The sequence below is a fragment of the Rhizobium nepotum 39/7 genome, assembly GCF_000949865.1.
In the GTDB taxonomy this organism is placed as follows: Bacteria; Pseudomonadota; Alphaproteobacteria; order Rhizobiales; family Rhizobiaceae; genus Agrobacterium; species Agrobacterium nepotum.
In genome coordinates this window covers 1-16954 of sequence record NZ_JWJH01000040.1, presented here as the reverse complement: position 1 = coordinate 16954, position 16954 = coordinate 1, and the positions used below count along the sequence as shown (strand labels likewise).

Below are 16954 nucleotides of genomic sequence, written 5' to 3'. Positions count from 1 at the left end.
GGCGGCGGGGGCGGCAGGATAGCTAGGGATGTAGTTATATCTCGCGTTTTCAGCTTTGCCGGATGAACTTCCGCTGCTCTGCGGCGGTTGGTCGATGAATGCCAACATGACGGCTCAACTTGTCACCGAGGTGTTGATCATGGCGATCTGGCGCAATATACCAGTGAGCAGTTCCAGAGGTTGATGGCAGTACGATACCACCTGCTCGATGAGCCGGCCGGACACATGGGATTAGCCGAACTCAGTGTCCGAAAAACCGGCAGGCCAATTATTGTATAGGCGCACCCGGTGATTGTTCCGACAAATGGATTTAAATTTTGTTCAGCTATCTAAATGAGTGTTTGAGTTTGTCCAAAGGCAACTTCCGGTAAATTCCAAACGCGAAAACATGGCAGGACTGTTGAAGTTTGCCCCCGTATGGTGTTGAGACATCCCCGAAAAATCTTCCCCGTGTACTGCACGATAACCACGCAACATCATCCCGTTCCGTATTCTCCACAGTCAATATCTAGACCCTGTGCTTTGCTCCGTAAGCAGCGAGGATATCGTTGGCCGTGGCATCCTCCATGCCGCAGTTCGCAAGGGTACGGCCGGTGACGGAAAGGTCCTCGTTGAGAATATCGCTGGCACCCTTCAAAACGCGCTTGAAGGCGGGGACCTCCACATTGCGCAGACGGGCCACCTCACAGAGGTAGACCAATCCATGCTTGGCGTCCTGGGTGAGGTAGCGGTGATCAGGCAGGGTGGTGGGACACATGTACTCCGAATTGTGGGGCACAGAGTTTTCGGCGAATTCCTTGATGCTCTTGAAGTCGGTGCCGTAGTTCTTGTTGAGAGTGGTCAAGGTATCCTCAATCTGGCTGTCCTTGTAGCCGTAGGCTTTCTGGACCGCGACTATGTCCTTCGACATCTCTTCAATTTCCGCGCAGATGTCGGCCCTCGCCATGATGTTGCGATAGAAATGGGTCTGCCCCTTGGCCTCAATGATCTCCTCGTATCCGAGGACGCAGGCAGCGGTGTGAATGATTGGGTTGACCGCCTTCAAGTTGGCAAGGAGGCCGTCCGGCTGCCAGTCGATGGGGAGAGAGAACAACTGGGCGATCTCCTCCTTTTCCTTCGCGGTGATGTCGAAAGTTGGTCCGATGATGTAGCGCTTCTTGATATCATAGATGTTGACGGCGGACTGTCCCCAGCGTGCGACATAGGGGAGGGTAGGGGTTTCGAGTACCTTCAAGCCGGGAACCTTGCGCTTGACGTTTGGAGCAGAGAAGACACTTGCTACGAAGATTGCGCGGGCGCCGTTGACGGGAAGGCCGGCAAGCTCGTCCAGAAGAGCCTCATGCCCGTCGGCGGGCATCATGTTGACCAAGATATCAACGTTCGAGGTAGCCTGGACGAGGCTGCGGAAGAGGCGGGGCCTGTAGTGACCCTTGATCGAGCCGTTGGCCTGGAGGTAGCCCATGGCTTCGACCGTCTCGAGCTTCTTCGTATGGCCCTTAGCGGCAAAGACGCCGACGTCAAAAATGGTCGTCTGCATCGCATCTGCTGCGCCGGCAAAGCCGCCTGGCCCGCCGCCGAGGAAAACGACTTTGGATGTTTTTCCGGACTACGAATGTCAGCGGCCGACGGACGATGTAATGGGAGAGCGCTTACCATGTTAAGAGTTGGTGTTGTTCGGGTGTGAAAATTTCTCGGTGGCGATACTGATCGGGATTGAATGCAGTTGCTGGGTGAGGACGAAATGAGGAAGGAAACGGGCTCCTTCTTATAGGCGAGTAGGCTGCTAATGTTGCCTTCCAAGTCCAGGCAGGCGTATTCGTCTTCGCATCACTTTACGCCTCTCGGGCTCTTATCGCACCCGAAGGGCGGATGGGCTGAAACTTCCTTCCGAGATCGCTAATGACGTGGTCATCTGGTTCAGGTGGCTGCCTGGTGACGCGGTCTCTGTTCCTTTCCCGATTGGCGGATTTTCGATGTGCAATTTCCGGTACGCATCCGAGCTGAACATCAGATCATGATAGCATGATCCCCATGGCCTCGTGCCCGAACTGATTGGCGGTCATTGCGACACGCACTTTCGCTGCGCCGCAATGCATGAAAGATCGGCGGTCCAGACCGTGAGGGATTTTCATCAGGCGGTTATCGCCTCTTCCTGATTGGGCTCGACTGAGACATGCAATCTGTCTTGCTGCGCCTCTCGGGGCGTCATTGCACCCGAATGTCCGACGGCCTCAATCGACGTCGGGCTTTCCCCTTTGAGTGCTTCCGCTCAGCGGAGGCGAGGCATAAAAGGGGTTGAAATTCTCCTGTACCCTCACCACGAATAACGCTCACCAGCACTTTCAGCTTCAACGCATTCATCCGGTATCCTGTCCCGTTCAATCTATTGAACCGATCCAAATCTTCTTCTCCCGGCATCATGTCTACCCCTCAAATAACCTCAATCGCGGTCGTCGACGACTTTGTCCGGGCCATGGATGCCGTTGCCGAGTACGTTACCATTCTCGATGACGTCTACCAGTTCAAGAATGCCGACTTCGCGGAAGCCTTGAAGGTCTATGAGGGCAATCTCCAGCCCGACACCCTTGGCGACGGTGCCGTTCGCTATTATCGCCTCCTCGACGAGGTTCGCACCATCCTCGGCCGCATTGAGGAACAGCATCTCGGCGACGATGGCCAGTTACCCCAGAAGGCCAAGGATATCCTCAAACCCCACATTGATACGCTGCTCAACCGCGCCGACAGGCTCGAGACGGGCTTCAAGCCCTGGGAGCGCGGCTGTCTTGGACTGCTGAGTATCCTTTCCACGGCGGCGAGTTTCGCTGTTCCTATCCGCGGGCAAGACAAGTCCCTTCTCGTGCAGCGCACGGCCACCAACGTCCGCAACGCCACCCTGCTATTCGATGCCGTTTACAGTAGGCTGGGCAGCCCCGATCGCTGGCTCGACATGTTCACACAGCGCGTTCTGGTCCCTGCTCCTGGTCTTCTGCTTTACGCGACGACTTTACACAACCAGATGTTCTACCACGACCCTCGCTACCGCAAGATCAATCTCAGCCTGTCGGCAATCTCAGTCGCTGTCGCAATCGGCAAGAGCGCCTATCCCATGATCAAGGAAAGCTTGGAAATCAGACAGGTCATTAAGCTGCTCAACTCCGCCGACGGTCAGGAGGGGGCTGCTTACGACGATGCCACGGCCGCACTCGTTCCCGATCTCCAAAACCTCCAGGAATTCAAAAAGAAGACACAGAGGCTGCGCAGGAAATTTGCGCTGAGTGCCGCCGGCAGGGATGCGCATAACACCTTCAAGGGTGAGCTCGATACCGTGATCAATCTGGTTCTGGCCATGATCGACCGTGCGCGTGCCAAGGCCGACAATCCCGATTTGATGAAGAAGAGTGGTATCGTCGTCCTTGGTGGCCTTGTTGCCATCACCGCGATCGTGGCTTCCCTGCACAACGAGGCTACCCTGTCGCAGACAATCGTATGGGGCATCTACTATATCTGGCGCCTGGGTGCTTCCGCCGGCAATTCAAATCACAAGACGGAGGATACATTCCACATGTTCTGCCAGGCCGGAGCAATTGTTCTTTTCCTTCTTCCAACGCTCTACCGCGATCTTATCCAGCATGGACCCGATGCGATGGAGGACTTCACCCGTTGCACTATTGCTCTCACGCTCACGACGGGCGTCAATGGAACGATCATTCATTACTTCGGTCCGCGTGGCGTACCCGTCGTCAAGGGCATCATGCGCCTGCTCCGCGGCATCTGTCGTCCCAAGGCCTCGAACGATGACGAAGCCACCATCGCAATGCACGCCCTCACCCTCGTTGACACTGCCGTCGAGGAAGTCGGCGATGGCAAGGTCGAAGGCGCGGATGCCCGATTGTCGGTGGCGGACATGTTCGAGGAGAACGTCATGAAAACGGAAGCCCTGCACATTGGGATCGTCGAGGCAATCAACGCTGAGGAAATGAAGCGCGACGAAACGGAGTGCGTCGTACCGGCTGATCCTCTGGAGGCTCTCCAATCTGCCATGGATCAATACGAGCAGACGGCGCGTCGTCGTGCTGGCAAGCAGGCAACCTCGCTTGGCGCGAGCGACCCTGGTTCAGCCGCCGCTGCCCTCAATGCGCTGGGCCGCAAGAAGACTGTCGGCGTCACAAAGGAAAATTCCATGGTGGATTTCGCATCAGCCCTGGACATCTTCAAGGATGTCGGTTTCCTCAATGGTGGTAGCCAGACTGGCCAGTATGACGCGATACGATCTATGATCACGTCGCTGATTGATGATGAACGACTGCTCAGGTTCGGAGCGATGTTCTCTTAGGTGGCTGCCTTCAACCGGTTGGGAAGGACCGTCGGGGATAGTCAGTTCATCAATTTTTTGTATACTCGTTTCGATAGTTTCGCGGCTTGGCGCACTTTTCTGTTTTGGGAATAGTGCGCCAAGCCGCTTATTTATTTTAACCTCGCAGGATATATGACGGTGTAAACTGTGTTTGTACGTTTGTATGTTGCTTTGAGTGTCGGTATGTTGGTGCGTACGTGCATTTGTGGCGATGGAAGAAAGTCAGCGATCAGCGGGCGTCGAGCCCTCCGTTCAGAAGGTCTGACCGGAACCTCTCGAATTCGAGATTGAATGCTTCCAGAAATTGTTTGAGTACGCTCGGCTTGGCTGACATCTGGGGCGTAACGTAGGCGAACGTGAAGTCTAGGCGCTCCTTTAGTGGTCGCACCGTTCCACCCAGCCGGGCGAAACTGGCGGCTGTGAAGCCGTCCACGACGCTGCAGCCCAACCCGGCAAGGACCAGTTCCGAGATGGTCATTGACCACCGTGCCTCGATGAGAACGTTGCGCGTTACATTCATCGAAGTGAAGAGTGCGTCCGTGCGCAGTCTGCTGGTGGTTCCTTCAGCGGTCGCGATGAAATTTTCACCATCGAGATCTATCACCGAAATCTGTTCGTGATGCGCAAGGCGATGGCCGGCCGGCAGAATGCAGAATGACGGGACGGACAGGACTGGCCCGATCTGCACCCGGCTCGTGTCGATCGGGGTCATAGCGAAGCCGAGATCATAGAGGCCGGAAGCGACGAGGTCGGCGATTTCTTCCGAACCATAGGCCTGTATTGACAGGTGCAGATCGTGCCCCTGCCCAAACAATTGTTGCACGACTTGAACGATAAAGCCGGTCGCTAACGTCGGAAGGACGGCGATCCTCAGACTGCCTCCTGTGCGGTTCTTGATGCGGCGTGCCGCTCGCATAACCCGCTCGAGTCCGCTATAGCTTTGCTTGACCTCTGCATTCAGAATATAGGCTTCGGCTGTGGGTTCGAGCTTTCCTTGCCGGCGTTCGAACAGTCCAAAACCGAGTTCCGCTTCAAGTTGGGTGATGATCTTAGACACGGCCGGTTGCGTGACCGACAGAACACGCGCGGCTTCGGTCATGGAGCCAGTGAGCATCAACGCCCGAAAGGCTTCGATCTGTCGGTGGGTTACCCTCATGCCCGGCAACTCAATATCTCCAATATATGAGTTTAGATTATATCTTAATCACTATTTATTCTTTGACTTCATTGCCCATTGTCAAGAGAATTGCATCTGTTAGCTGCGCAAAAAAAAGAAAATCAAGCGTGGCTGGACAGTCGCGCCAGACGGAGAGCTGGCAACAACAGATCGGAACGAATAAGGGGGAACTATATGACCTTCGGCAAGATGAAAAGAAAAGCTGAACTTCTTGGGGCAGTAGCGAGTGTGTGCTTCGCAATGGCAGGTTCGAGTGGTGCAGCACATGCCCAGGAGCTTCCGCGCGTGCCTTCGGCCATACAGGAGCAGGGAAAGGTTCGTGTTGGCACGAAATGTGACTACCCACCAGAAGGCTATCTGGACAACGCGGGCACACCGGTCGGTGTGGAAGTTGCCATGGGGCACCAGATAGCGAAATACTCCTTTGGAGAAAACGCCGTGGCGGAGATCGTGTGCGTTACCAGCGCCAACCGCGTCCCCGCTCTCCTCGGCAACAAGGTTGATCTTCTGATTGCGACGATGGCAATCGATCCCGAACGAGCGAAGGTCGTTGACTTCACCGAACCCTATGCCTGGGCCTCCCAGGGAGTCGTCGTACGCGCCGATTCTCCTTACAAGACGGTCTCGGAACTGGATGGCAAGCCGGTGGCCTTCGTGAAGGGTGCGGTGGCTATCACCTATTTCAAAGAAAGCCATCCGACGGTCGAGCAGCTCCAGTTAGACGGCGTTTCTGACAGCATCCAGGCGCTGATGCAGAACCGTGTCGAGGCCTATGCCCATGATACGCCGGTCTTGCTTTCGCTTGTTAGTAAAAATGCGAAGCTGCGTCTGCTCAACGAAAACTTCAAGGTGACGCAGCGAGCAGCCGCCGTACGGCCAGGCGAGAAGGAATGGCTGGCCTTTGTTAACGCCTCCCTCGCGAAAATGGCCAAAGAAGGGCGTTTCCGTGAATGGTTCACGGCGTATGCTAACGACGCCGACATGGAAACCAAGCTGAACTTTTGGGACATGTCCAAGAAGCCAACCAAGTAGCATCTTCGATTATTTCTTTCGACAAAACGGGGAGGGGCCGCCTGGTCGGATCCTCTCTGGAGCTTCGGTGACAACCATGAACTATCATTTCAGCTTTCCCTACATCTGGGGGGCCGGTCCTGACCTTATGCACGGCCTCTGGATGACCGTGCTGATCAGCCTTGTCTCGATCCTGTTCTCCGTCCTGATCGGGATCGTTTGCGCCTGTCTAAGGCTCTTCCGTGTTCCGGTCCTTTCCCAGGTCGCTTTCGGCTATGTGCACGTCATGAGGTCCACGCCGCTTCTGGTGCAGATATTCTTCATCTTCTACGGACTGGCATCGCTTGGTTTCGGCCTCGACGGCTTCTGGTCCGGCGTGCTGGCGCTTTCGCTCTGGGGCGGTGCTTACAATACGGAGAACATCCGCGGAGGCCTGTCGGCCGTCGACAAGGGCTTGCAGGAAGCCGCCTCATCTCTGGGCCTGAGGCCGATGCTTTATCTGCGTCTGGTGGCGCTGCCGATCGGGCTACGAGTTTGCATTCCCGCACTTCTCAACACCGCAGTTTCGGTCCTTAAGAACTCGTCCTACCTGCAGGCGATCGGCGTCGCTGAGCTGACCTTCGTTGCGATGAGCCGGGTAGCAACGGATTTCCGTACTCTGGAGATGTTCTTCGCCATCGGTCTGATCTACCTCGCGATCGTCATTCTGCTCTCCATAGCCGTTCGACGGCTCGAGGGAGTCCTGCAGGCACCGTTCCGGACGACCTGAGACAAGGAAGTACCATGCAACTGATCATCGAAAGCTTGCCGCTTCTCTGGCGCGGCCTCATTGTTACGTTCCAGCTTGCGTCCCTGACGCTCCTCCTGACGGCGATCATCTCTCTGATTGTCGGGATTATGTCTGTCAGCCGCAATCGCGGCTTCCGGATCTTTGCGATAGCCTTCGTGGAGTTTTTTCGCGATATCCCGCTCGTCGTTAACCTGCTGTTCGTCTACTTCGGTGCTCCCCTGATCGGGCTGTCGCTGGACCCGTTCATGGCCGCGCTTGTCAGCCTGACAAGCTGGGGAAGCGCGAATGGATCCGAGATTATCAGGGGTGGCTTTAATGCGCTTTCCAAGCACCAGCGCGAGAGCGCCATGGCTTTGGGACTGCGCCCCTGGGAAACGACTTTCCTTGTGCTTCTGCCGCAAATCCTTTTGCCAATCCTTCCGTCTTTCACCGGTCTTTTCTCGCTCCTGATACAGGCGACATCACTGGCGACGCTGGTCGGCGCATCCGAATTTCTGCGCACCTCCAAAATCATCGTCGAAAGGACGACGATGATGACTGGCGAGAGCCCTGCCTTCGCCGTTTATGGCTTCGTTCTGTGCGTCTATTTCGTCATCTGTTTCAGCCTCAATCTCCTGACCGCATGGCTTGAGAAACGTATCATTACGGCGCGTACGGTTCACCGGCATACCGGCGGCGGCGATGTGGCCGTTCCAAACGCACGCATGGAACCGGAGAAGGCATGATGAACGGGCAACATTTCCAGAACCAGACAGGCGGCTCCAAGGTCAGCGGGTTCCTCAATGAGCCTCTTGCTAGAGAGATTGTCGAGAGAATTACCGGGCCAAGGCTGAAACGGACTTTTGCGGGCGCGGTTCGGTGGTTTCCTGCCATCAACCGGGCGCACCTGGTGATGCTGGCGGAACAGGGGCTGATCGAGGACGCGGTTGCTGGCGCGCTACTTGTAGAGATCGACCGGCTCGAAACGGAGGGACCCGGCGCTTTCACGCTCGATCCAGAGCGCGAGGATCCCTGGTTTAATTACGAGACGGAACTGACGCGGCGGGCAGGACCGGACGCGGGCCGCCTGCACATGGGACGCTCGCGCAACGACTTGAAGACCACGCAGGATCGGCTCTCCGCCCGCGAACTGGCGATGGAGCTGTTTTCCGGTTGTATCGGCTTGCGGCGCGCGCTTTTCGACAAGGCGAGAGCCGAGTGCGAAACGACGATGCCGGGCTATACCCATCTGCAACACGCGCAGCCGATGACCTTCGGCTGGTATCTGCTGGGCATTGAAGCTGCGCTTGCACGCGACGCCGGCCGCATCTGGAGCGCGCTCGAGCGCATGGACCAGTGCCCCCTTGGGGCGGGCGCCTTTGCCGGAACGCGTTTGCCGATTCGCCGCGAGCGGACCGCTGAACTTCTGGGTTTTACCGCCGCGCAGCCGCACTCCCTCGATGCCGTCGCCAACCCGGACGCCATCGTCGAACTCACCTGCGCGGTTATGCAGCTTTCGATGACGATTGGCCGGATGTGCCAGGATTTCTATCTGTGGTCGACATTCGAATTCGACATGATCGCTTTTCCCGATCGGGTCGCAAGCACCTCATCGATCATGCCGCAGAAAAAGAATCTGACGATCCTCGAAAACTTCAAGGGGCGGCCGGCAGTGCTTCTCGGCGCGCTCAACACTGCCGTGGCGTCGCTGAAAGGCACGCCATTTGGGCATAGCCAGGAAATCAGCATCGAGACGAACCGCTGGATCTGGGACGCCTTGCACGAGATGGCGACGATGTTGCCCGTGGCAAGCATCATCGTCGATACGGCGATGCCCCGGCGGGAGCGGATGCGAACGCTTGCCGCGGCGAACTTCGCGACGGCAACGTCGATCGCCGATCTGTTGACCCTGAGATATGACGTTCCGTTCCGTGACGCCCACCACATCGTGGGCCGTTATGTTCGCCTTGTGACGGAGGGGGCGGACTATCGCGAAGCGCTGCGGGCAGCCGCACTGCAGGAGCTGTCGCAGATACCGGATGGCATCGACGACATCATCGATGAGGCGATCAACCCTGAAAAGGCGCTCGCGGCGCTTTCGGTCGGTCCCAGCCGGTCCGAGTCCGGGCGACTAATTGCGGAGGGAGAGGTGAGACTCGCCGATGAAAAGGAGCAGTTCGCGGCCTTGCGGAAGCGCCTTGAGGCAGCGTCCGCGATGCTTAAAACGACATGTGACCTGCTGAAGCAGGGCTCAAACCAGGAGACGAGACGATGACGGAGACACTCATCGCGGTCGCGGGTCTCTGCAAGGAGTTTCGCGGCGGTATCAAAGCCCTTACAAACATCGATTTGGCGATCGGCAAGGGCGAGGTCGTTGTCCTGTTAGGGCCGTCCGGGTCGGGAAAATCGACGCTCATCCGTTGTATAAATGGCCTGGAAACGACGACATCCGGCACTATCAGCGTCGGTGGCGTGCAGGTTAGCGGCGGATCCGAGCGCAGTTGGCGACAGGTTCGACTCGAAGTAGGCATGGTCTTTCAGAACTACGCGCTCTTTCCGCACCTTAACGTTTTGAGCAACATTACCCTTGCACCTGTGCGATCCGGTCTTATGCGCCGCGCTGAAGCGGAGGTAGAAGCGCGTCGTCTTCTTGATCTGGTGGGTCTGGCCGACAAGGAAAAGGCTCCGGTCGCCTCACTTTCCGGCGGGCAGCAGCAGCGCATTGCTATTTGTCGCGCGCTGGCGATGAAACCGAAAGTGATCCTGTTCGACGAGCCTACGTCAGCGCTCGATCCAGAAATGGTTGGTGAAGTTCTTTCCGTCATGCGTCGCCTCGCCGAGCAGGGCGTGACGATGATCTGTGTCACGCACGAGATGGGATTTGCAAGAAGCGCAGCGGATCGGATCGTCTTCATGGATCGCGGGGAGATCGTCGAAACGGGAACACCGCAAGAGTTTTTTAGCGCACCGCGCACGGAGCGCAGCCGACGCTTTCTTGAGCTCATTGCAAGGCACGACGCGTGATGGCCAGACACGACATTATCGTTGTCGGTGCGGGAATGGTCGGTTCCGCCATAGGTTGGGGGCTTGCAAGGCTCGGTTGTCGCGTGCTCATGCTGGATGGGGCAGATGAATCTGAAAGGGCCGCACGCGCAAATTTCGGCCTCGTCTGGGGCCAATCGAAAGGTGATACGCTTCCCGAATACGCGCGCTGGACGCGGGAGGCCATCCAGCTTTGGCCTGAATTCCAGGCCGAACTCTTTGAAGAGGCGGGTATCTCCTGCGGCTTTATCGGAAGCGGCGGGCTTCATATTTGCCTGAGCGACGCTGAACTCGAGGATCGTCGCGCTCTGTTCGCGCGCATGGGCAAGGCCGAGGGCGGCAACACGCTCGACTTGCGGATCCTCGACCGCCATGAGGTTGCGGATCTGATACCCGGTATCGGTCCGGATGTCGTCGGTGCCGGTTTTTGCGGACAGGACGGACACGTAAGCCCTCACGGACTGCTGATGGCGATGCATCGGGCCTTCGTTCGAAGAGGCGGCGATGTGCTCTCCAGCTGCCCGGTTCTTGGTATCGAACATAATGGCACGACTTGGACGGTTCAGACCAAGGACGGACTTTTCCGGAGCCCTATGCTCGTTCTGGCAGCAGGAACCGGTAACAAGGTGCTTGGTGCGAAATTGGGCGTCGACATTCCGGTTTTTGGTCTAAAAGGCCAAATCCTCGTATCGGAGCGTGTTTCCCCCCGCCTCAACTTTCCAACGCATAAAGTCCGCCAGACCGAAGTAGGCACTATCCTGCTCGGGGACAGCAAGGAACCCGATGCGGGATCGGACGACCGCGCGACAGTGGATGTGATGAGGGACATCGCCGGACGCTGCCTCAGGATGCTGCCGTGGCTTGCAGAGATCAATCTTGTCCGGGCCTGGGGTGGCATACGCAGCATGACTGCGGACAGCTACCCGATCTACGACGTCTATCCGGATCATCCCGGGTTGTTTAGCGCCTGCTGCCATTCGGGTGTCACCCTGGCTCCCATCCATGCGATGCGGCTAGCGCCGCTCATCGCCGCGGCAAACCTGACCCCTCAACTGGCTGCTATGTCCGCCCGGAGATTCGATGTTCAGACGAATTGATAGAAAGACTACCTTGAATGACGCGTGCGATGTCACCTTTGTCTGGGAAGGCGTTACGCTGATCGGCAAGGCTGGCGATACGGTTGCCGCCGCCTTGCTCGCCGCCGGCGTAAACCACACACGGGCGCACCCGGTGACCGGCGAGCCGCGTACGGCCTACTGCATGATGGGCGTATGCTTCGAATGCCTTGTCGCCATAGACGGTATTCCCAACCGGCAAGCCTGCCAAACGCGGCTCAGGGATGGGATGCGCGTCGATTTGCAGCGGGGTGCCCGGAAATGATGGGAAATAAAGTGCCGCATCTGGCGATAGTGGGTGCTGGTCCGGCGGGGATAGGCGCGGCCATCGCTGCGCGGCGTGCCGGTTTGCGCGTTTCGGTCATCGACGACCAGCTGGAGCCGGGTGGCCAGATATGGCGCTCGGCCGGCAGCACGCCGCTTGATCATGCCAGGTCGCTCGGCCCCGAGTATATGGTGGGCCGCGAGCGTGTCGGCGAATTCCTGTCGAGCGGCGTGGAATATTTCGCCCAGCATACGCTCTGGCAGATTGAATACGAGGGTGACCGTCCCGTTTTGTACTACGCGGGCCCCGGCGGGTCGCGTGTGCTACGTTCAGACTATGTTCTGCTGGCGACAGGCGCTGTGGAGCGCCCTATGCCCGTGCCGGGATGGACGCTGCCGGGTGTCATGACGGCTGGAGGGCTGCAGATCCTGCTGAAGTCCGCACAACTGTGCCCCGACAAGGCCATTCTGACCGGCGCTGGGCCGCTTCTCTGGCTGCTTGCTGCGCAGATGGTCGAAGCTGGTGCGCCGCCGGTTGCCCTGGTCGAGACAGTGCCGGTTTCTTCTTATCTTGCTGCCGCGCGTTTCCTGCCGAAGGCGTTGCGTCAACCTGCCCCCCTGAAGAAGGGTATTGGCCTGATCGCGCGCGTTAGGTTGGCGGGTGTCCCGATTTATCGTGGCGCACGTGATCTCAGGATTCTTGGCGATAGTCGTGTTCAGGCTCTTGGATTCAGGACATGGTCCGGCGCCGAAAAACGGATCGAGGCAGAAACAATCGGACTGCACCATGGTGTCGTTCCAAACCAGCAGGCAAGTCGCCTCCTGCGTCTTTCTCACGAGTGGGTGGCGACGCAGCACGCTTTCGTACCGGAACGTGACCACGACCTGATGGCTGCACCCCGACTCTATCTCGCGGGGGACGGCGCAGGAATTGGCGGGGCCGATGTCGCCTGGCTTGAAGGTCAGGTCGTCGCCGGCTTGGTAAGCGGTAAAGACGTCGGTGCTCTCAGACTTGCCCTTGTTGCGGCGAAGGCAGCGAGGCCGTTCATCGATCGGTTGTATCTTCCCGCGGCCCATGTCCGGCAACCCGCTGACGACACTATTATCTGCCGCTGCGAGAATGTGACGGCCGGCCAGATCAGGCAGGCGGTTCGGGACAGCGCCATGGGGCCGAACCAGGTCAAGTTTATGCTCAGGCCGGGCATGGGGCCATGCCAGGGGCGCGTTTGCGGGCTTGCTGTGAGCGAAACCGTAGCGCAGTGCCAGGGCAGAGACATGAAGGATGCAGGGTATTTCCGGATACGCCCGCCATTGAAGCCTATCGGGCTTTCAGTAATTGCCTCCCTTCCGCAGGACGCGGGCGACGGGATCAGCTTGCCCGATGACCATTTCGTTGAAACCTAGAGCGCACCGGAGGAATTTCGATGTTAATCAAATCACCAGCAACTGGAAAGACCGAGCCGGCGATCCGCATAGAGGGCCTGGGAAAATGGTTCGGTATTTTTCAGGTTCTCAAGGACATCAATCTTACCATCGACAATGGTGAGCGCATCGTTCTCTGCGGTCCGTCTGGATCAGGAAAATCGACGCTTATCCGATGCATCAACGCGCTTGAGGCACATCAGTCTGGGACAATAGAGGTGGAAGGGCGTCGGCTCGGCGACGATGCCGAAAGCATCGATGAGGTGCGTCGCGAAGTCGGTATGGTCTTCCAGCATTTCAACTTGTTTCCCCATCTGACTATCCTCGAGAACTGCACGCTTGCTCCGATATGGGTCCGGAAAATTCCGAAACGTAACGCCGAGGAAACCGCGATGGAATTTTTGGAGAAGGTCAAGATACCCGAACAGGCGCACAAGTATCCGATCCAGCTTTCCGGGGGGCAGCAGCAGCGAGTGGCAATTGCGCGCTCACTATGTATGCGGCCGCGAATAATGCTCTTCGACGAGCCGACCTCCGCGCTCGACCCGGAAATGATCAAGGAGGTTCTCGACACGATGGTCGAGCTCGCCAACGAAGGGATGACGATGATCTGTGTAACCCACGAGATGGGCTTCGCCCGCCAGGTTGCCGATCGCGTAGTGTTCATGGAAGCCGGAGCGATCGTCGAGACGAATAAACCAGACGCGTTTTTCACCAACCCCCAACATCCACGGACGGCGGCTTTCCTTCGGCAGATTCTGGCTCACTAACAAAACACACGCATGCAGATCATTAGCAGAGGACAAGACATGATCGATATCGTTCGCATTGACACCAACCAGAGGATGAGCCGTGTCGTCATCCATGATGGCAAGGTTTATCTGTCGGGCCTGACTGCCGACGATCGTTCAGCCGACATCAAGGGACAAACGGCGCAAGTTTTGGCGAAGATCGCAAAATATCTTGAAAAGGCCGGAACGGACAAGGCTCACCTGTTAACCGCGCAGATATGGCTGAAAGACATCGCAGCGGATTTTGCTGCCATGAACGAAGTTTGGAGCGGATGGACATCTCCCAATGCGGCACCCAGCCGTGCAACGGCACAATGCCAGATGGCATCGCCCGAAATCCTCGTTGAGATTGTCGTCACGGCTGCAATCCCTTTCTGATCGCTTCGCGCAAATTTTCGGCGCATCGCCCGGACCCCTTCGAAAATCAGAGAGCCAAGGTTTATTTATCTCCCCCTCTGGCAATTTGGCTCAATCGCATAAGGTGAGATTGGAGGTACCCTTCCACCCCCCCTTTTTCATGTCCGGTCGCCCCGAGGCGAGGAGCAATATCGAGCAGGGGCAGATTCACGAATAATGCGCCTGCAAGCGAAAACCGCTCGCTCTGGATGCATTGATGTCAGTGACATCGCACCTCAGCGGGGCGGAGCTGATGTCAATAACGTAAGGTCGGTGCCCGAAACAGACAAGATCCATTTGTTTGATGCCGATAACGGTAAGCGTCACGATTTAGGATAGTATTAGTCGTCAACGAACACCGAAATAGCGGCTGACGAAAGTCGTTATCTGCCGGATGGTGCAGTAGAACCAGCATCCTCCTCCCGGGGAAGGCCGCCGTCTGTCTTTAGGCGGACCTGTGTAAAACAGGCGGCGGCTCGCTTGGGAACGGCCGCTGTTGATCGTAAGGATCGGCCAGCTTTGCTGTAGATGCCGTCAAGGTTGACGCGGAGCACGTCCAGATCCAGTTGCAATCGCGTCAGCTCCTCGGCCTTTGTCCAATGTTGTTGTCATAGCCAGCGCAGGAATAAAGGAAAATACGCTTCAAGGCGTCTCGCGAACGGCCGGCGCTGATCCAGATTTGCGAGGAAGTCTGTGCGCTTGGATATGACGGCAGCTACGATATCGTCCGCCGCTACGCTAAGTCTTGGGCCAGGGCATAGTTGCGGGCTTGTCGGCTCTGCCAAAGAAGACATTTGTAACCGAAAACGGCTTGCTTTGTATGCGTTCGTGCGTTTGCCTCAAGGGAGGCGGATGATTGTTCGAACAAGGAGGTTCCGATCTTGGAACGTCGCGGCAGGCTGGGCAAAGTCAACGCATCTTCCATCGTAACGGATGTGGCAGACGACGATGGTTACGGTGCCGATCCATTTGCGGATATGGATGACGGGCAGGCGTTGCAGCTAGAGGAACAGGCGAAAACCCGGCAGGTGGCACGAGGAAAACGCCATCGAGACGAACCGGTGGAGACATTGCCCCACAAGCGCCAGGCAACCATGCAGCAGGAGACAGCGTCATCGGTACGGTCATTACGAGCCTCTTCCGAAGACTATGGAAGTGATCCTTTCGAAGAGTTTAGTGCTCGCGACCTCGAGGCTTTGGAACGTAAAAATCTATCGGGGCACCGATCCTCTGATCAGGGTGAAGTCCATCCGGGCGACGATGAAAAACAACAACACGTCAGCCCGGGACCGGGGAGCGTTCGGGGCGAGGTGGCAGAACCTCCGGCCTCGACAAACTACAGCCAGCGTGGTGTTGACGCAGACAGCGATGAGCTTGAATACGTGATCCCCAGTGCTTTGGGTGAAAAGCAGACCGGCGGAAATATTCCTCGCCTTCAAGCCCGGCATGCGTCGAACGCAGCGAAACTCGAGGAATGGCCACCCGAGGCGGACTTGGGGATCTATAGCCATGCTTCCAAGGTAAGTCGGGAGTTCTATAAGGGCATCCTTGGAAAAGCGGGCCTTTCGGGAGAATTGGCTTACAGCATAAGCAAGGATGCATTTGATGCTGACCCGTCGCCTGACCTGCTGCCGTTTATCGTATTAGACGACGATGAGGTGTTCAGATTTGGCTCAGGGAAAATTCTCTCGCCGAGCGATGTTTGTGTTCTGGTCGGCTTCAAGAGAAAAAAACCGATTTATCATTCAGTTGATGATTTTTACCTGTCAAAAACGACGGCAGCGGAGAGAAAACTTCTAGGTATTGAACCGGCAGATCCCGTCGGCCGGGAGCTTTCGAAAACCACGGCTGATCAGTTCTTTCGTGATAACTACGACCGCTTGGCCGACGATGAAAAGCTTGCCGTGTTATGCCGGCATGAAGCTAGGATGCAATTGAAGTATGCGATTTTTGAATTCAGCTATCAGCTGAAGCGCGAGGGGCGTGTATCGATTGGCGGCGAAGACTTCAGGTATGTTGGTGCCCTTAATTCTGATCAGCGGCTCGAGTTGCTGAAGGAACGCGTCGAGCGTCTTCCTAAAGACGCCGATAAAATATTCGTCCGTAGAGATCGACCTCCCTCTCCATCTTTATACGCCAGCAGTATCTTGACGGAGATGGGGCTGCCTGAGCAGCTGACGACGATCAGCGCATATGGAATGCCACGGTTTTTAGACAGACGGAAGCAAGGCGTCATTTTCGAGGAGCGGCGAGCCTTGCTTCCGCCCTCGACGAAAACCTGCATATTGGTAGATATCACCGATAGACCCATATACAGCAGGCTCAATCAAAACCAGCTGATGTCGATCACCCAGCGTGAGAAGGTTTTTCTAGGATTCAAACCGTCCTGGACATACTCGTTGAATTCTCTTGAACGCTACAAATTCGGGCTCTTGCCGCCCCGATCGCAGGCGCTGGCGGAGGCGCGAAGGCTGGACCCAGATCTTGCAAGCTATCTCGCAGACAGGTCGAGTGAAAAAAGCCTGGTGGCGCGGGAAAATGAAAGCACCGTGCAACATGGTGGCGAAAATTCTCCTGGCACATTGCCGAAGGCGTCCGGTGCCGCCGCCCGCC

General features: G+C 57.1%; 14 protein-coding genes and 1 pseudogene. 13 read left to right on the top strand and 2 right to left on the bottom strand.

Going from position 1 to position 16954, the window contains the following annotated elements; all coding sequences use genetic code 11:
* Window positions 1-85: 85 nt before the first annotated feature.
* Window positions 86-232: pseudogene (locus tag RS75_RS26520) on the top strand (IS3 family transposase); the annotation flags it as partial.
* Between the two features lie 276 nt (window positions 233-508).
* On the opposite strand, the gene RS75_RS23725 reads toward RS75_RS26520, so the two are convergent.
* Complete coding sequence (locus RS75_RS23725) at window positions 509-1537, bottom strand: NAD/NADP octopine/nopaline dehydrogenase family protein (protein WP_045025055.1); 1029 nt, start codon at window positions 1535-1537, stop codon at window positions 509-511.
* Window positions 1538-2473: 936 nt separating this feature from the next.
* On the opposite strand from RS75_RS23725, the gene RS75_RS23720 reads away from it, so the two are divergent.
* Window positions 2474-4333 (top strand): hypothetical protein, encoded by a 1860-nt coding sequence (locus tag RS75_RS23720; RefSeq protein ID WP_045025053.1) that lies wholly within the window; start codon window positions 2474-2476, stop codon window positions 4331-4333.
* 250 nt (window positions 4334-4583) lie between these two features.
* Here the strand turns inward: RS75_RS23720 and RS75_RS23715 are convergent, their stop codons facing one another.
* Complete coding sequence (locus RS75_RS23715; RefSeq protein WP_045025051.1) at window positions 4584-5510, bottom strand: LysR substrate-binding domain-containing protein; 927 nt, start codon at window positions 5508-5510, stop codon at window positions 4584-4586.
* A gap of 195 nt (window positions 5511-5705) precedes the next feature.
* Between RS75_RS23715 and RS75_RS23710 the strand changes: the two genes are divergently transcribed.
* The 11 genes from RS75_RS23710 to RS75_RS23660 form a co-directional block, all read left to right on the top strand.
* Complete coding sequence (locus RS75_RS23710; RefSeq protein WP_084687197.1) at window positions 5706-6563, top strand: transporter substrate-binding domain-containing protein; 858 nt, start codon at window positions 5706-5708, stop codon at window positions 6561-6563.
* 76 nt (window positions 6564-6639) lie between these two features.
* On the top strand, window positions 6640-7311 hold the full coding sequence (locus tag RS75_RS23705) for an amino acid ABC transporter permease (protein WP_045025049.1): 672 nt from the start codon (window positions 6640-6642) through the stop codon (window positions 7309-7311).
* Between the two features lie 14 nt (window positions 7312-7325).
* Entirely contained in the window at window positions 7326-8057 is a 732-nt protein-coding gene (locus RS75_RS23700; RefSeq protein ID WP_045025048.1) for an amino acid ABC transporter permease, read from the top strand.
* A complete protein-coding gene (gene argH, locus RS75_RS23695; RefSeq protein WP_052679748.1) occupies window positions 8054-9586 on the top strand; it encodes an argininosuccinate lyase in 1533 nt (510 codons plus the stop codon). The genes RS75_RS23700 and argH overlap by 4 nt, the downstream gene beginning before the upstream one ends.
* Window positions 9583-10335, top strand: coding sequence for an amino acid ABC transporter ATP-binding protein (locus tag RS75_RS23690; protein ID WP_045025046.1), 753 nt, complete (start codon window positions 9583-9585; stop codon window positions 10333-10335). The genes argH and RS75_RS23690 overlap by 4 nt, the downstream gene beginning before the upstream one ends.
* The gene (locus tag RS75_RS23685) at window positions 10335-11450 is read left to right on the top strand and encodes an NAD(P)/FAD-dependent oxidoreductase (RefSeq protein WP_045025044.1); all 1116 of its coding nucleotides are present in this window, start codon (window positions 10335-10337) and stop codon (window positions 11448-11450) included. Before RS75_RS23690 ends, RS75_RS23685 begins: the two co-directional genes overlap by 1 nt.
* A gap of 13 nt (window positions 11451-11463) precedes the next feature.
* Window positions 11464-11733 carry a (2Fe-2S)-binding protein gene (locus RS75_RS23680; RefSeq protein ID WP_324607197.1) on the top strand — a complete coding sequence of 90 codons (270 nt, stop codon included), beginning with the start codon at window positions 11464-11466 and terminating at the stop codon, window positions 11731-11733.
* On the top strand, window positions 11730-13136 hold the full coding sequence (locus RS75_RS23675; protein ID WP_071242763.1) for an FAD/NAD(P)-dependent oxidoreductase: 1407 nt from the start codon (window positions 11730-11732) through the stop codon (window positions 13134-13136). Before RS75_RS23680 ends, RS75_RS23675 begins: the two co-directional genes overlap by 4 nt.
* A 20-nt stretch (window positions 13137-13156) precedes the next feature.
* Window positions 13157-13924 (top strand): amino acid ABC transporter ATP-binding protein, encoded by a 768-nt coding sequence (locus RS75_RS23670; RefSeq protein ID WP_045025041.1) that lies wholly within the window; start codon window positions 13157-13159, stop codon window positions 13922-13924.
* Between the two features lie 39 nt (window positions 13925-13963).
* Complete coding sequence (locus RS75_RS23665) at window positions 13964-14323, top strand: RidA family protein (RefSeq protein WP_045024622.1); 360 nt, start codon at window positions 13964-13966, stop codon at window positions 14321-14323.
* 899 nt (window positions 14324-15222) lie between these two features.
* The coding region (locus RS75_RS23660; protein WP_045025040.1) for a hypothetical protein at window positions 15223-16954 on the top strand (1732 nt) is incomplete at its 3' end.

Bases quoted from the DNA above. Each gene is read 5' to 3' on its own strand.
- RS75_RS23675 (WP_071242763.1), top strand. From the start codon at position 11,730: ATGATGGGAAATAAAGTGCCGCATCTGGCGATAGTGGGTGCTGGTCCG.
- RS75_RS23670 (WP_045025041.1), top strand. From the start codon at position 13,157: ATGTTAATCAAATCACCAGCAACTGGAAAGACCGAGCCGGCGATCCGC.
- RS75_RS23715 (WP_045025051.1), bottom strand. From the start codon at position 5,510: ATGAGGGTAACCCACCGACAGATCGAAGCCTTTCGGGCGTTGATGCTC.
- RS75_RS23705 (WP_045025049.1), top strand. From the start codon at position 6,640: ATGAACTATCATTTCAGCTTTCCCTACATCTGGGGGGCCGGTCCTGAC.
- RS75_RS23710 (WP_084687197.1), top strand. From the start codon at position 5,706: ATGACCTTCGGCAAGATGAAAAGAAAAGCTGAACTTCTTGGGGCAGTA.
- argH (WP_052679748.1), top strand. From the start codon at position 8,054: ATGATGAACGGGCAACATTTCCAGAACCAGACAGGCGGCTCCAAGGTC.
- RS75_RS23665 (WP_045024622.1), top strand. From the start codon at position 13,964: ATGATCGATATCGTTCGCATTGACACCAACCAGAGGATGAGCCGTGTC.
- RS75_RS23700 (WP_045025048.1), top strand. From the start codon at position 7,326: ATGCAACTGATCATCGAAAGCTTGCCGCTTCTCTGGCGCGGCCTCATT.
- RS75_RS23685 (WP_045025044.1), top strand. From the start codon at position 10,335: ATGGCCAGACACGACATTATCGTTGTCGGTGCGGGAATGGTCGGTTCC.
- RS75_RS23720 (WP_045025053.1), top strand. From the start codon at position 2,474: ATGGATGCCGTTGCCGAGTACGTTACCATTCTCGATGACGTCTACCAG.
- RS75_RS23725 (WP_045025055.1), bottom strand. From the start codon at position 1,537: ATGCAGACGACCATTTTTGACGTCGGCGTCTTTGCCGCTAAGGGCCAT.
- RS75_RS23690 (WP_045025046.1), top strand. From the start codon at position 9,583: ATGACGGAGACACTCATCGCGGTCGCGGGTCTCTGCAAGGAGTTTCGC.